Consider the following 15,877-nt stretch of genomic DNA (forward strand, 5'->3'; position numbering starts at 1 on the left):
GATGAAATATATGCAAGAACACATAACTAAGAAAAAACATAATCCAAACAAGTCTTTAGGAACTTTTGCATTAATCGCGACATTTGGGGGGCTGTTGTTCGGATATGATACTGGTGTTGTAAATGGTGCATTGCCTTTTATGTCGAGACCCGATCAGCTTAATCTCACGCCATTCACTGAAGGTCTAGTCGCAAGTTCACTTCTATTAGGAGCTGCAATCGGTGCAGTGTTTTGCGGCCGCCTATCAGATCGTGTTGGCCGCCGTAAAAACATTATGCATCTTGCCCTATTGTTCTTTTTTGCAACACTTGGATGTACCCTTGCTCCAAATACTATGGTGATGGTTGTCTTTCGTTTCTTGCTTGGGCTAGCTGTTGGTGGTGCTTCAGTTACAGTACCTACGTATTTAGCAGAAATGGCAACTGCAGAGAAGCGGGGCGCAATTGTTACTCGGAATGAATTGATGATCGTTACAGGACAATTATTAGCTTTTGTCTTTAATGCGATCCTTGGTACTACAATGGGGGATCATCCACATGTATGGCGGTACATGCTAGTCATCGCAGCCTTACCAGCTGTCGTCCTATTTTTCGGCATGATGATTGTACCAGAGAGCCCACGCTGGCTTGCATCAAAGGGGAAAAAAGGGGATGCGTTGCGTGTCCTTAAGCAAATACGTGAAGGAAAAAGTGCTGAAGCAGAACTCAAAGAAATCGAGACAGGCATTAGCAAAGAGTCGGAAATTAAGCAGGCAACCATTAAAGACTTTTCTGTATCTTGGGTTCGTCGCATTTTAATTCTTGGAATTGGAATTGCCATTGTGAATCAAGTCACAGGTATTAACTCAATTATGTACTACGGTACCCAGATTCTTCAGCAGTCTGGATTCACAACGGATGCTGCACTTATCGCTAACGTTGCCAATGGTCTCATTTCAGTAGCAGCCATGCTCTTCGGTATTTGGCTACTTGGAAAGGTCAGACGTCGACCAATGCTAATCATTGGTCTGTGCGGGACAATCATATCGCTTCTACTTATTGGGATATTCTCTTTAACATTGGAAGGGTCTCCGGCACTTCCGTATCTTGTTCTATCTATGACCGTTATGTTTCTTGCATTCTTTCAGGGATCCATTGGACCAGTAACATGGTTAACGCTTTCGGAAATATTCCCACAAAGGTTCCGTGGTCTTGGTATGGGATTAAGTGTGTTTTTTCTATGGATATCAAACTTCTTTGTTGGGTTGTTTTTCCCGGTATTGCTCGGAACGATTGGTTTATCCACAACGTTCTTTGTCTTCGCAGGTTTAGGGGTTTTGTCAGTTTTATTTGTGGCTAAATTTTTGCCAGAAACTAAAGACCACTCACTTGAGGAGCTGGAACAATATTTCCGGAACTATGATGAAAACAATCAGAGAGAATTAAGAAAGGCTCAATAAGAATAGTAGAACGGCTTATAAAGGAGCTATCTTTTGATTGTGTTGTAGGCACTTACGACGTTTAGTCGTATAAATATCCTTATTCCTGATAGCTAGTATCTTTTACTAAGCTAATAACTAAAAAAAGAAATAATTGATTATTTTTTGATATGAGAGGTGAGATACAAGTGGCGGCAGTATCATCTACGATAGTATCTATGAAAGAGATGCTTATAAAAGCAAAAGAAGAAAAATACGCTGTTGGGCAGTATAATATTAACAGTTTTCAGTGGGCAGAAGCCATTTTACAAGCAGCAGAAGAAGAACGGGCACCTGTCATATTGGCAGCGTCTGACAGACTTGTTGATTATTTAGGCGGTTTTAACATGATAGCTACTATGGTTCATAGACTTGTAGAGGAATTGAACATAACTGTTCCAGTTGCGCTGCATTTAGATCATGGTATGAGCGTTGAAAGATGTAAACAAGCCATTGATGCTGGATTTAGTTCAGTTATGATCGACGGATCTCATTATCCAATTCATGAAAATATCGCCATGACCAAACAAGTTGTTGAATATGCACATTCAAAACAAGTATCAGTAGAAGCGGAAGTTGGAACAGTTGGCGGAAATGAGGATGGACTAATAGGTGGAATTACATATGCAGATCCAGATGAATGTTTACAGCTTGTAAATGAAACAGGGGTAGATGCATTGGCAGCTGCCCTTGGTTCAGTTCATGGACTTTATCAAGGTGAACCTAAACTCGGATTTGATGAGATGAAACAAATCTCTGAGTTGACAAAAATACCACTTGTATTACATGGTGGCTCAGGTATACCTGAATACCAAATTCAGAAGGCAATAGAACTAGGTCACGCCAAAATTAATGTGAATACAGAATGTTTACGGGCGTGGACAAAAGCTGTTCGTGAAGTGCTAGAAAATGATAGTCAGGTGTACGATGCTCGCGCAATATTAACACCTGGTAAAGAAGCAGTCACTGCAACAGTCAGAGCTAAAATGAAAGAGTATAAAACGAGTCATAAAGCATAAGAGAAGTGAAGGAGCTCATATAATGTAACGCTCCTAATCCATCTAATAAAAGAAACAAAAAATATGATATGGCATTTTTAACAAAAGAAGGAGAATGGAAGATGGCAGGAAAAATTAAGGTAGGAATTGTAGGACTTGGTCGATTAGGACGTCAACATGCGGAGAATATAGCTTCTCGAATTCCTAATTGTGAGCTTACGGCAATATGTAGTGTGGTCGAAAGTGAAATAAATGAATTTCAAGAAAAATGGGGAATTCCATATAGTTATGCAAACTATGATGAAATGCTAACGAACAAAGAATTAGATGCTATTTTCATTGCGTCGCCATCAGGTTATCATTGTGAACAAATAATAAAAGCTCTTCATGCTGGATTCCATGTTTTTAGTGAAAAACCACTAGGATTATACCTTGAAGAAGTAGAAGAAGTGAAGAAGGCAGTTGAAGCACATTCTGATAAAGTATTTATGGTAGGGTTTATGCGTCGATATGATCGTTCTTATGCTGCTGCTAAGCAAAAGATTGACAATGGTGATATAGGGGAACCAATCTTGATTCGTTGTTATGGACTTGACCCAGCTAGCCAGATGGATAATTTCTTGAAATTTGCAAAAGCCAATTATAGTGGTGGACTTTTCTTAGATATGTCTATTCATGACTTTGATCTAGCGCGGTGGTATATGGGATCTGAAGCGCAGGAAGTTTGGGCGATTGGTGGCGGCTATGCACGTTCGGAATTTGATGAACTACAAGATGCTGAAACTGGTGCGGCCATGGTTCGCTTTGCAAATAATGCAATGGGGATTTTCGTTGCTGGCCGAAATTCTGCACATGGCTATCATATTGAGACTGAGATCATCGGTACAAAAGGTAGCATCAGAATTGGTACAGTTCCAGAGAGAAATCAAGTCGTGATATTTAATGAAACAGGTGCTGTAAAAGAATGCTTTGATGGATTTATAGAGCGCTTTGAGCAAGCGTATTTAAGCGAAGTAGAAGAATTCATTAATTGCATTTTAGAAGAGCGTAAGCCAACAGTTACTGTACAAGACGGAGTAGAATCAACAAAACTTGGCTATGCGTGTAAGAAATCATTTGAGACACGCCAACTAATTCACGTACAAACGGAATCTCTTATGACGAATTAAATTGTAGAATAGATTGGGATTCCTCTCAATCTATTTTTCCTTTTATGAGGGCCTTTGGTTGTTGTTATTCCAAAGGCCCTGTTTTTTAATGAAATTTCACAATATTAGAGGGTGTTAAAAAAGTCTGATAAAAATAGCTGTCGAATTGCATCAAAGCATATTAATGACCTTCTATTAAAATCGCGCACGTCATGACGAGCAACACAGAAGTCAGCACATCCTGTGCAAGTCCGGTCCTTCATGTTGAGACAGAAGAACAAATTGAAAGATTATTAAAAGATACAGATATCCAGCTCTGTCTAGGCACAGGACATCATGCGTACGCTGGCGGTGATCCTATTGCTTTTATGCGTAAACATCATAATCGAATCCCATATCTTCATATTAAAAATTGCGATCTGAAGGTAAGAGAGAGTATGCAAACTGGAAAGTGGTCACTCGTAAAAGCCATAAGTAAAGATATTATGTGTGAGCCTGAACATGGCATGGTAGATATGGAGTCGTTTTTAGAAGCTTTTATTGAAATTGATTTTAATGGTTGGGTGATTGTTGAACAAGACATGTATCCTGCACCATTTGATAAGCCATTCCCTATTGCCAAACGAACAATGGAGTATCTAGAACGTATTGGTATGGTGAAAACTGTTCAACATGTAGTGAATAGATAATAAAATAGAGGGAGCTTATAACAGGAAAATAAGCCATCTCAGTGCTTTTTGTTTAGTTATAAAGAAGTAAATGAACAATTAGATTAATTGGAGTTTTATATTTTCATCCTTTCTATTCAATGATAATAGATATAAGGTAAGAATTATCAAACAATTAAATATGTAACTTTCTTATCTAGAGCGGTGGAGGGACTGGCCCTAATACCTCAGTAACAGACTTTTTAAGTACTGTGCTAATTCCAGAAGCGTAAGGCTTGAAGATAAGAAGAGTAAATAGTCATTGCGCGTAAACCTCATCTTGTTTTCAAGAAGAGGTTTTTATATTTTGCTTACTAGTACGCAAAAAATCTAATAAAAGAGAGAAGGAATTGGACATGACAAAAACAATAACGAAAGTACCATTTAAAGCAGATCACATAGGTAGTTTATTGCGACCAGATACTCTACATCATGCAAGAAAAGACTTTAAAGAAGGTACAATTACTGCGGAACAATTGAAACAAAGGAAATAAAACGGATTGTTGATAAGCAAATTGAGGTAGGGCTGGAGCTAGTGATGGATGGTGAATTTAGACGCACATGGTGGCACTTAGACTTCTTAGAGTATTTAAATGGGTTTGAAGGATTTGTACCTGAAAAAGGATACTCTTTTGATGGTGGGGTAGAAACAGAGAGATATAATGTTCGTAATATAGGGAAGATTTCATTCAATCCTGATCATCCATTCATACAGGACTTTATTGAATTTAAGAAAATCGTTGCGGACCGAGCTATTGCGAAACAATCTACCGAGACATTGAAGAATATGCAAATGATATTGATATTATTAAAGCGTACCAAGATGCATTAAAAGCGTTTTATGAGGTAAGGTGTACGTTATATACATAGCTGGACTTTCTTCACCAGATATCCCATTCAATGATGGGGAGTGTTCAAGAGAATATTTGATCGAATTAGCCTTGCGTGTAGTCAATGGCGTTTTGGAAGGGAAACCTGAAGATATAATCGTGACAACAAACTTATGCCGTGGAAACTATCAATCTACTTGGGCGTTTAAAGGAAGCTATTCACTCATCGCACCAACCTTACTTGCAAAAGAAAAAGTAGATGGTTTCTTCTTAGAATATGACGATGAACGTTCAGGAGATTTTAAACCATTAGAACATATTCCTAATGATGGTGCACAAGTTGTATTGGGAATTGTCACATCTAAAAATGGAGAAGTCGAAGATAAAGAAGCAATCAAAGCTCGTATTGTGCCACATGAACAATTGTGTTTAAGCCCACAATATGGATTTGCTTCCACGCATCATGGCAACAAGCTAACTGAGGAACAACAATGGGAAAAACTAAAATTCATCGTTGATGTTTCAAAAGAGGTTTGGGGATAAGCCCAAATTAAATAAATGAAATGACGGAGCAAAGCCTAGAATTATAAGCTTTGCTCCGTTGTTAGTCGTAAAGAAAGCGTAAGAAGAGATTGGTTTACCTTGATGACTATCTTGGAGTTTGTCGACGTCCTTGCAAACGGTGAAGTTCTACTGACACAGTTGATACGTCTCATTAGGTCGTTAATTTCCGGTCTTTTGAATGCATCGGCTTTACACGAGTTACTTCCTTCACTGAAGAATATCTGTTATGAAAAATGGCATTGATTTCTCCACCTATCACAAGAATAAGCCCAGTTACATACAGCCATAGCATAAGAACGATGACACCACCAAGGCTTCCATATGTGGAAGAATAGTGGCCAAAGTTACTTACATAAAAGGAAAAGGCAATGGAAATGATTAGCCAAGTGACAGTGGCAACGATGGCACCGGGAAGAACATGCTTAAATAGGTATTTCTTATTGGGAGCAAATTTGTATAAAAAAGTAAGCACAGTCGAAATAACAGCGAAAGCGATGACCCAGCGTAAAAGATTGAAGATGCTTTTGAATTCGATTGAAATGGGTACAACTTGATTAGCCATATTTAAAATAACATTACCGAATACCGGAAGTACGAGTACAACAATAAAGGCAACGATCATCCCTAAAGTTAAGGCAATGGAAATTAGTCGAGCTACAAGGAAATTTCTTGTTTCTTTAACATCAAAAGCAATATTCATAGCATGCATGAAGCCGTTCATACCGTTGGATGCTGACCAAATCGTTCCTAAGATTCCTACTGTAAAAAGTCCACCGTTTGACTCTGTTACAATTCCGATAATCGTATCAGCTAGCACGTCTGTCGTTTCTGAAGGCAAGAAATGATTCATAAAGTTGATTGCTTGTTGTGGCTCAATATTTAGATAGGGAAGAATGGAAAGCAATAAAATGAGTAATGGAAAGAGGGAAAGTAAGTAATAATACGCCTGTTCAGCAGCTAACCCTGTTGCCCGATCCTCCTTCATTTCGTTCTTAAGTTCTTTTCCGAACGCTAGTAGATGTTTCATTAGACTTCACTCCTGGATTTTGACTGGTTAGAAGTCTATTCCCTACGAAAGACGATCATAATCCTTGGTGAGACTAAAACTTTTGCTCACAAACAGAAAGAAGCCTAAAGTTTTGGCTTCAAGCGTAATAGAGATTAGCAAAAAAAGAATCTCTTCCAATGGATGAGATTCTTTTTTTCCAATATCTTTTCCGTACTACATGTAGTGAAAGAGGAAAGGGTTAGCATTTGAGTTTACTTGATAGCTTTTTGAAGTTTACTTATCAGATGTACAGAACGTCCGGTTCCAATTGCGACCGATTCAAGCGGATTTGGCGCTAGATGAACAGGAACGACAATTTCTTGGCTCAGCCATTCTTGAATACCATTAAGCATAGCGCCACCGCCGGTAAGGACTACACCTCGGTCGACGATGTCACCACTCAACTCAGGTGGACAATCTTCAAGGGTAGCACGAATGGCCTCTAAAATATGAAGAAGGGACTCACGAATGGCTTCTTGGATTTCCTCTGAGTGAATAGTTACGGTTTTCGGCAGACCTGAGACAAGATCCCGACCTCTTATATCCATGGTGAGATGGTCATGCTGAATGAGAGCATGGCCGATTTCTATTTTAATTCGTTCGGCAGTGCGCTCTCCAATAAGCAGATTGTATTGTTTTCTAATATGTTGAATAATATCTTCGTCAAACTGATCTCCACCGATTCGTATGGAGTTGCAGGATACGACGCCACCAAAGGAGATAATCGCCACTTCTGTTGTTCCGCCACCGATATCTACTACGACATTCGCGGTAGCTTCATCAACGGGCAAGTCTGCTCCGATTGCGGCAGCAACTGTTTCTTCTATTAAATGCACCTGCTTTGCTCCGAAGTTTTTCACGGCATCTTCAATGGCCCTTCGCTCAACTGTCGTAGAACCAGATGGTGTACACACTACAACGACAGGCTTTCTGATTGAAAGTCCAAGCTGCTTCGCTGCTACCTTCATAATTTGCTTAAGCATTTGTGAAGTAATATCGAAATCTGCAATAACTCCATCTTTCAATGGCCGAATAGCCACTATATTTCCTGGCGTTTTTCCAATCATCTCTTTTGCAGCACTACCAACAGCCACCACTTTATTGGTGATTGTATCAATAGCTACAACAGATGGTTCGTTAAAAATAATTCCTTTGTTTTTACTATAAATTAATGTATTGGCTGTCCCTAAATCGATGCCAATTTCTGTATTTGAAAACATCTAGTCACCCCTATTAATTAGAGTTTGACCCCTATATAGCATTTTACATAAAATTTGTAGAATGTGGGGGAAATAATATGTGGTAATTGTTTACATTCGCCAAAAGCCTCTGTCGAAAGAGTGAATATTTCCCGGAAAATGCTCGACATTTAACATATCATTTTAGAAAATAAAAAACCATGCCAATTAAAGGGACAATTCATAAATGGTACCATAAGAAAACTTGCTACTTGATCAATCACGTTTATCCCGGCTTAACAGCCTGGGCCATATATTGGCTTAGAAAATTGCAAGCATGTAATAGGTGAGGACGGGGGCTAAAATCTTTTTTCTGGTACAAACGAAGTGATAACGTATCCGGTCCTATTCATGAAAAGGTAAATTGTTCTTTTTGTTGAACTTGTTTACGAATATTGGGGAAAATGGAAATTTAATTGATTCGGAAAACCAATCAGCAATCATATTGTTAGTTTTTTTGAAAAAAATAAAAAGGTACTCATTTATTCACGTTTCCTACCGATATAAAGGAAAGAGAGTAGAAGAATAAATGAATGGGTGAATATGATGGATAAAACGTCGATAATTGGTGTCATTCTAGGAGTCGTTGCAATAGGGGTCGGGATGTATTTAAAAGGTGTGGCTATGTCTGCCTTGGTGAATCCAGCTGCTATCTTAGTTATTTTGGGTGGAACAGCTGCAGCTGTCATCACGGCTTTCCCTTCATCTGAATTAAAGAAACTACCAAAGCTATTGAAAATTTTATTTACTGAACAAGAGCTAACAAAACCACAGGAATTAATTCAAACATTTTCCGAGTGGGCGGTGATTGCAAGGAAGGAAGGTTTACTTGCATTAGAAACCATTGCAGAGCAAGTAGATAATCAATTTTTAAAAAATGGTTTGAATCTTACTGTAGAAGGTCAAAGTGCGGATTATATTCGTGATGTACTGTCTGAAGAAATCGATGCAATGGAAGAGCGTCACCTTGGAGGAGCGGCCATTTTCACACAAGCAGGTACATATGCGCCTACTCTAGGAGTATTAGGAGCGGTATTAGGGCTAATCGCAGCACTTGGAAACATGGATAATACGGACGAACTTGGACATGCCATTTCAGCAGCCTTCGTTGCGACCATGCTCGGAATCTTTACAGGGTACCTGCTGTGGCATCCATTTGCCAATAAGCTAAAACGTAAATCACTGGCAGAAGTACGGATTAAGGAAATGATGATTGAAGGAATCCTATCAATTATTGAAGGAGAAGCGCCACGAACGATCGAACAGAAGCTGACTTCCTATTTGACGGCTGATGAACGGAGAAAATGGCTGGAAGGCGTGAAGCAAGATGGCTAGGAAGAGAAGGAAAATACGTAAGGAAGAACATATGGATGAATCATGGCTTGTTCCTTATGCGGATATTATGACCTTGCTCTTGGCATTATTCATCGTGCTATTTTCCTCGAGCGCAGTTGATGCTAGTAAATTCCAACAACTTTCGGGTGTGTTCAATCAAATTTTCACAGGAGGAACAGGGGTAATGAATTATCCTTCTCCTGTTCCGGGCCCACCAGACAAGAAAGACCCTTCAGCAGATGGTACTGGAAAGAATGAGCAAGACAATCTTGGACAGGTCGAACAAAAGGAGCTCTCAGAAATCCAAGAAAAAGTAAATGTATTTATCAGGAACAATCAATTAAATGACAAATTAGACACCTCGTTAACGAGCGGAGGTTTGCTCCTTACAATTCGGGATAATGTATTATTTGATTCGGGAAGTGCCGAGATAAGGATGGAAAACCAGGGGATTGCGCGGGAGATATCTGAATTGCTCATCATGGATCCACCTCGTAGTATCGTAATTAGCGGACATACCGATAATGTACCGATTCAAACGGCTAGATATGATTCTAACTGGGATTTAAGTGTGATGCGTGCGGTGAATTTTATGAAAATACTGCTTGAAAATAATGGCTTGAATCCTAAATGGTTTAGTGCTAAAGGATACGGAGAGTTTATGCCAATCGCTGCTAATGAAACAGCAGTTGGACGAGCGAAGAATCGGCGTGTGGAAATTCTTATCGTGCCACGGAATACTATAATGAAATAAGAAAAACAAACTTGGTTCCTTTAAATGGCGCGGAAATACTTGCTATTTAATAGAAGCCAGGTTTTTCATGTTACAAGTATTGGAATGTGACTAGAGTCTTTTTTTCTATTTTATATTAGCTTGAGAATCGTAAACAAAGAATGTCTACAGATCTAACAATAATTAGATACAGGTCAAGTCGAGAGGCTGTTTTACTAGAAACTGTGTATAGATTGTAAAGACAGTCCCTAAAAGTGTGTGTTCAAAAAGGAGGATAAAAAGAGCCGAGAAGTTCGAGGAGTGATCGTCTCGAGGAGCGCAGCGTATACAATAATACGTGAGGACCGGAGAGACAGAGCGACGAAGAAATTCGACAGCTATTTTTACCGGACTTTTTGAACAACCTCTAAAAGGACAACTTTCTTTGTCTTGGAAGAAAAGAGCATTGTTGTTCATATCTTGGCTTTTTTGCAGTAGAATAGAGATAAACGTTATTTTAAAAGGAAGTGTCCAGAGTGATTGTATTGAAATCGGAACGAGAAATTCAGGCAATGCATGAGTCAGGAAAGATTCTGGCCGCATGCCATCGGGAAATCGCCAAGCTTATTAAGCCAGGTGTAACGACTTGGGAAATAGAAGAATTCGTTGAGGGCTTTTTAAAAAAGCATGGAGCAAAACCGGAGCAAAAGGGCTACAAAGGGTATCAATATGCCACTTGCGCAAGTATAAATGAAGAGATCTGCCATGGATACCCTCGGAAAACGCCATTGGAAAATGGAGATATTGTTACCATTGACATGGTTGTTAATTACAATGGAGCGCTTTCTGATTCAGCGTGGACCTACAAAGTAGGAAATGTATCTAAGGAGACAGAACGCCTTCTTGAAGTAACCGAAGAATCCTTATATCGGGCGATTGAAGTATGTGTGCCAGGCAATCGCATCGGAGATATTGGTCACGCGATTCAATCCTATGTGGAGGGAGAGGGCTTCTCAGTTGTTCGTGATTTCATCGGTCATGGTATTGGAAATGTGATTCACGAAAGTCCTGAAGTCCCGCATTACGGATTGCCGCATAAAGGACCTCGCTTAAAGGAAGGCATGGTATTCACAATCGAACCGATGGTAAATGTCGGTACATATAAATCAGTACGTGATCCGAATGGTTGGACAGCATCAACTGCTGATGGGGAATATTCCGCACAGTATGAGCATACAATTGCGATTACGAAGGATGGGGCATTGATCTTAACGAAGCAATAAATAGACGGAAAGCCGGCTCATTTTGTGTGAGCTGGCTTTTTTGCGAAGCTATGTTAAACAGTATTGTTGATTTTGAATCAAATATAATGGGGAACCGTAGGTATATGGTTCCCCATACATCTTCAACTAAAGTTCCTCATTAGCTGAATAAACGATTTGTATAATCAAACTTTATATGTTCCATTAAAAAATAAAATCAAGTCGCCAATTGTACCAACACAAAAAAATATAAAATAATAACTCGCAATTGTGATTTCCTTGTTAAACAGCTCTTTGAATGCCTGAATAAACAACTTATTAAACTTAAACCAATTTAATATCCAACCGATTAAAAGAAAACTTACAATCATCATTTCTTTTACTTGCCCCCCTCTTTAAAATAAATTTAGTATCTTCTTATTCATTTATCATCCATGCTTTACTAGACGTTGAAGCTAACAGCTCCATTAGTTGAAAAACATTATTGGTTTTCTAAAGTTTTGATAATCTAAGTTTATCATTGGCAGTATTTGTTGAGAACAGGCAACTTTCAACAATCATTTTACTAACCATTTCATCATTATTACGGTGCTTTATCAAGTCGTGATTTACCAATTATTGCTCCGCTGTATTCAGTTTTCTTATTTCTGTAATGATTTCCTTTAAAGTCATCCAAAACAACTCCGTTCTCAATTGTTTATTTCGATATAGAACAAGTGTACGATTTTACCGATGTCAACAGAGTTATTTAACACAGCTTTTTACGAAAAAAGTGAAGGGGAGTTTGATGGATCCTATCTAACGGTGAATGATGATTCGGAAAATGAGAATACGTGCGTGAATTTGAACGGATGATACAGGCCTACTAACCAGAATTGGATTTACTTGGTGGGTAACCAAGGTTACTCGCCACCATAAGGACTTTACTGGATCAGCGACAATCTCCCACTCCGCAAAATGATTCAGACCTCTTTCACGTGAAATATAAAAACCCCAAAAGCAATTTAAGCTTTTGGGGCAACATAGGATTAGTTGCGTAGTTTGCCTAGTTCTTCAACAATCGCTTGCATTTCGCTTGGGCTGAATTTGGTTTTACGCATGACCATTTCGTAAATGTCTCGGAGTTCCTCATACATTTCTGCATTGAAATGTGTGGATTTTACAGCTCCGATATTCATCATTTTTAACTTTTCTTTTATCTTTTCAACCATGTAATCAGCTGTTTCTGCTGTGTTATGTGACACATCCATGATATCATTCCTTTCGCTCCATTCATTTAGTTAATCTTGTCATTATTGCGGTGATAAGTCAATGAAAAATCCAGGTGGTTCAATGGGTGAAAATGCTTGTTAATGGGAAAATAACGAGAGAATTTTTACAAAGAATCACTAATTGGTATATGATGGGACCATAAGATAAAATGAAGAATTACAAACACACATATATAAAATATGAGGGGAGAGAAAAATTATGAATGAAAAGTATGGGGTAAAAAAAAGTATCTTCTTGAAGTCGATTTTAATAGGTGCAGCAGCTGGTGCGGTGATTAGTTTATTGGATAAAACAACGAGAAGCTCAGTTATCAGTTCTGGAAAAGGATGCATTCAAGAAATGAAGTCCTTTGTGAAGGATCCGAGCTTAAGCCTAACAAAGGTATGTGACACAACGGAGCAGATTCGAATGACCATTGAACAGATCACCGAGGATGCTGTCTTCATTTCACAAAAGGTGGAGGAATTGAAAGAAATCCCGCCACAATTGGCACATGCAGTCATTGAAACGAAAGACGCAATTACGGCTGAAATTACGAACAATAGGAATGAAGAACCTGACGATTTGCAACTGCATACTGTGTAATATTTTTAAAAAAAATCATGACGAAGGCGGAAAAGACATATTATTGGGCAAAGTAACCGAGTTTGGGGTGGCAAAATGAAGGGAATTGCGTATGTTAAAAAAATGATAAAAAGGATGGACCAGGATGATGTAGGAGGGTTGGCGGCACAGCTGGCTTATTTTTTCCTGCTTTCACTCTTTCCCCTGCTACTTGTTCTCATTAGCTTATTGCCGTATCTTCCTATTTCCGAAGATGATTTATTAACACTATTTCGTAACTTTGCCCCATCTAGCTCAATGGCGCTCATTGAGGAAAATATAAATCAAGTGATGCAAGCAAATACGAAACTGTTATCGTTTGGAATCATTGCGACCATTTGGTCAGCTTCGAATGGCTTAAATGCCATCGTTCGTGCATTTAATCGTGCCTATAAGGTCGAGGAAACGAGAAACTTTTTTGCCGCCAGAGGGATGTCAATTCTCCTTACACTTGCTATGATATTTGTCTTTGTGGTTGCTCTCTTATTACCTGTATTTGGCAAACAACTTGGCGTGTTTTTATTTTCCTCATTCGGATTATCAGAGGAGTTTCTGCAAATTTGGAATGCATTGCGCTGGTTTGTCAGCGGAGTTGTGCTTGTTATTGTGTTTATTATGTTGTATTGGCTTGCTCCGAATAAAAAGCTGAAATGCTTACATATTGCCCCAGGAGCTTTTTTTGCGACAGGAGGTTGGATTGTCGTATCGCTTGCGTTTTCCTATTATGTTGATCATTTCGGAGGGTACACGACTACATATGGAAGTCTTGGTGGAATCATCGTACTCATGATTTGGTTTTATCTGACCGGTATCATTATTATCATCGGTGGTGAAATCAATGCTCTTTCAAGTGAACGGAAACATCCAACATGTTAACAGCCTTCCGAAAATTACCTTTATGAAGCAGCTGAATATAGCCATACTAAAAAAAGAAGCAGTTAGTTGCTTCAAAACAGGTAGGGAGGCGTTTGTGTGCCAAAGGGTCAGCAAAAGGATGGTAGCACGAAGCAAAAAGGAAAAAACAAACCGAAGCAAAAAACATCTGGTTCTGCTAATGGGCAGAATGGATATCATTAATTAACAAAAAGGCTTGGGCATCGTGTCTAAGCCTTTTCCTGTGGGATATAGTATATAGCACTCGAATCGGAAGAAAGTTCGAACGGTAAATTATATAATCTATTTTGATAGCGTGTATCCGAATGGTTCATTAACCTTCTTGTTTTCATTAAAAATGGCGATTGAAAAGAAAATGATTCATAGCATAGTGCTTCATGCAAAGAAAAATCCTCCATCAACATACTCAACCACGATCCCACTAATAAACGTCCAGTAATACTGCCAATGCTTACGAATATCCCGCATCAATTGTTTAGTGAACTAATAGAATGGGAAAAACAGGAGATAGTATGGAGGAATGGAGGATGAAATGATATGGGTAATAAAATATTTTTAGTGCTTTTAGTAGTCGGTGTCCCGCTGTCGATCATCGGCTCCATTCTGCATTGGCCAACCATCTTGATGTTTGTCGTATACTGTCTGACGATCATTGCACTCGCAAGCTTAATGGGCAGAGCGACAGAGAGCCTTGCGATTGTAATGGGACCGAGAATCGGCGGTTTATTGAATGCAACGTTTGGCAACGCTGTTGAATTAATTATCTCCATCTTTTCTTTGAAAGCAGGATTGCTTGGGGTTGTACTTGCATCGTTGACGGGTTCCGTACTAGGAAATTTATTGTTGGTCGCAGGCTTGTCCTTTTTTGTAGGTGGAACAAAATTTAAGCGACAAACATTCAATGTATTTGATGCAAGGCATAATGCTGGATTATTAATTTTTGCGATAGGCTTGGCGTTTGTGATTCCAGAAGTGTTTACGCAAAATATGAGTCATAACCGGACGATGTCATTAAGTGTAGGTATTTCAATCATTTTAATCTTCTTATATCTTGCTGCGCTGTTCTTTAAACTTGTCACGCATCGAGGCGTGTATCAGCCTACTGAAAAAACAAAACAGGTAGAACATGAAGAGGAAGTACCAGAATGGAGTAAGAAAACAGCGATTGCTGTGCTTTTTGGGGCAACGCTCATAGTGGCCTATATTTCTGAAAAATTGGTTCATACGTTCAGCATTGTCGGCGAGACATTTGGCTGGTCAGAACTATTTATCGGAGTCATTATTGTCGCAATCGTCGGGAATGCAGCAGAGCATGCATCAGCTATTCTTATGGCTTATAAAAATAAAATGGACGTGGCGGTTGAAATTGCAGTTGGATCAACATTACAGGTCGCCATGTTCGTAGCACCTGTACTAGTCTTGATTTCCTTGTTTTTCCCAATTAATATGCCGCTGATCTTTACTTTGCCTGAATTAATCGCCATGGTGACGGCGGTGTTATTAATTATTATGATTTCAAATGATGGCGAGTCAAACTGGTTTGAAGGCCTTACTCTTTTGGCAGCGTATGTGATCATGGGAATAGGATTTTACTTATTATAAGTAAAGTGAAACGGCCATATTACAGCCTGTTAAACCGGGATAAACGAAAAAATGGCTCACCTTATCTTGATTAGGAGAGCCATTTTTATTCAATTACATTCTGTAAGTACATATAATCATCCAAAATTATCTTCACGTAACTTTATGTGACATGGAACGAATAATTCTAGAAGTAGCCACCATCCTTTATGTTTCGTTTTAGTTAAAT

At 38.9% G+C, this 15,877-nt stretch carries 13 protein-coding genes, 2 pseudogenes and 1 riboswitch; of the genes and pseudogenes, 11 read left to right on the forward strand and 4 right to left on the reverse strand.

Features of this window, described 5'->3' with window-relative positions; all coding sequences use genetic code 11:
* Positions 1 to 10 precede the first annotated feature (10 nt).
* The 5 genes and pseudogenes from AC625_RS02955 (at position 11) to AC625_RS02975 (ending at position 5,682) form a co-directional block, all read left to right on the forward strand.
* A complete protein-coding gene (locus AC625_RS02955) occupies positions 11 to 1,438 on the forward strand; it encodes a sugar porter family MFS transporter (RefSeq protein WP_049679925.1) in 1,428 nt (475 codons plus the stop codon).
* A gap of 149 nt (positions 1,439 to 1,587) precedes the next feature.
* A complete protein-coding gene (fba, locus tag AC625_RS02960; RefSeq protein ID WP_049679926.1) occupies positions 1,588 to 2,475 on the forward strand; it encodes a class II fructose-1,6-bisphosphate aldolase in 888 nt (295 codons plus the stop codon).
* Positions 2,476 to 2,576: 101 nt separating this feature from the next.
* Complete coding sequence (gene iolG, locus AC625_RS02965; protein ID WP_049679927.1) at positions 2,577 to 3,623, forward strand: inositol 2-dehydrogenase; 1,047 nt, start codon at positions 2,577 to 2,579, stop codon at positions 3,621 to 3,623.
* A 191-nt stretch (positions 3,624 to 3,814) separates the two neighbouring features.
* A complete protein-coding gene (locus AC625_RS02970) occupies positions 3,815 to 4,291 on the forward strand; it encodes a sugar phosphate isomerase/epimerase family protein (protein ID WP_082190924.1) in 477 nt (158 codons plus the stop codon).
* Positions 4,292 to 4,459: 168 nt separating this feature from the next.
* A riboswitch (SAM riboswitch) is annotated at positions 4,460 to 4,558 on the forward strand.
* Positions 4,559 to 4,665: 107 nt separating this feature from the next.
* Positions 4,666 to 5,682 (forward strand): annotated as a pseudogene (locus AC625_RS02975) (uroporphyrinogen decarboxylase/cobalamine-independent methonine synthase family protein).
* A 172-nt stretch (positions 5,683 to 5,854) separates the two neighbouring features.
* Here AC625_RS02975 and AC625_RS02980 read toward each other — a convergent pair.
* Both AC625_RS02980 and mreBH read right to left on the reverse strand, forming a co-directional pair.
* Positions 5,855 to 6,730 carry a YihY/virulence factor BrkB family protein gene (locus AC625_RS02980; RefSeq protein WP_049679928.1) on the reverse strand — a complete coding sequence of 292 codons (876 nt, stop codon included), beginning with the start codon at positions 6,728 to 6,730 and terminating at the stop codon, positions 5,855 to 5,857.
* A gap of 233 nt (positions 6,731 to 6,963) precedes the next feature.
* Positions 6,964 to 7,971, reverse strand: a complete 1,008-nt coding sequence (mreBH, locus tag AC625_RS02985) for a rod-share determining protein MreBH (RefSeq protein WP_049679929.1) — start codon at positions 7,969 to 7,971, stop codon at positions 6,964 to 6,966.
* Positions 7,972 to 8,535: 564 nt separating this feature from the next.
* Between mreBH and motA the strand changes: the two genes are divergently transcribed.
* From motA to map, 3 genes are all read left to right on the forward strand, one after another.
* Positions 8,536 to 9,324, forward strand: coding sequence for a flagellar motor stator protein MotA (motA, locus tag AC625_RS02990; protein WP_049679930.1), 789 nt, complete (start codon positions 8,536 to 8,538; stop codon positions 9,322 to 9,324).
* On the forward strand, positions 9,317 to 10,078 hold the full coding sequence (motB, locus tag AC625_RS02995; RefSeq protein ID WP_049679931.1) for a flagellar motor protein MotB: 762 nt from the start codon (positions 9,317 to 9,319) through the stop codon (positions 10,076 to 10,078). The genes motA and motB overlap by 8 nt, the downstream gene beginning before the upstream one ends.
* A gap of 494 nt (positions 10,079 to 10,572) precedes the next feature.
* Positions 10,573 to 11,319, forward strand: a complete 747-nt coding sequence (gene map / locus AC625_RS03000; RefSeq protein WP_049679932.1) for a type I methionyl aminopeptidase — start codon at positions 10,573 to 10,575, stop codon at positions 11,317 to 11,319.
* Positions 11,320 to 11,790: 471 nt separating this feature from the next.
* Here the strand turns inward: map and AC625_RS27190 are convergent.
* Together AC625_RS27190 and AC625_RS03010 are read right to left on the reverse strand one after the other, a co-directional pair.
* A pseudogene (locus AC625_RS27190) lies at positions 11,791 to 11,901 on the reverse strand (IS1595 family transposase); the annotation flags it as partial.
* A 425-nt stretch (positions 11,902 to 12,326) separates the two neighbouring features.
* Positions 12,327 to 12,548 carry a DUF1128 domain-containing protein gene (locus AC625_RS03010; RefSeq protein WP_049679934.1) on the reverse strand — a complete coding sequence of 74 codons (222 nt, stop codon included), beginning with the start codon at positions 12,546 to 12,548 and terminating at the stop codon, positions 12,327 to 12,329.
* 220 nt (positions 12,549 to 12,768) lie between these two features.
* On the opposite strand from AC625_RS03010, the gene AC625_RS03015 reads away from it, so the two are divergent.
* The 3 genes from AC625_RS03015 to cax all read left to right on the forward strand — a co-directional run bounded on the left by AC625_RS03015 (position 12,769) and on the right by cax (position 15,669).
* On the forward strand, positions 12,769 to 13,155 hold the full coding sequence (locus AC625_RS03015; RefSeq protein WP_049679935.1) for a hypothetical protein: 387 nt from the start codon (positions 12,769 to 12,771) through the stop codon (positions 13,153 to 13,155).
* 75 nt (positions 13,156 to 13,230) lie between these two features.
* Entirely contained in the window at positions 13,231 to 14,049 is an 819-nt protein-coding gene (locus tag AC625_RS03020) for a YihY/virulence factor BrkB family protein (protein WP_049679936.1), read from the forward strand.
* 555 nt (positions 14,050 to 14,604) lie between these two features.
* Positions 14,605 to 15,669 (forward strand): calcium/proton exchanger, encoded by a 1,065-nt coding sequence (gene cax / locus AC625_RS03025; protein WP_049679937.1) that lies wholly within the window; start codon positions 14,605 to 14,607, stop codon positions 15,667 to 15,669.
* Positions 15,670 to 15,877 lie beyond the last annotated feature (208 nt).

Source organism: Peribacillus loiseleuriae (assembly GCF_001183985.1).
GTDB lineage: Bacteria > Bacillota > Bacilli > Bacillales > DSM-1321 > Peribacillus > Peribacillus loiseleuriae.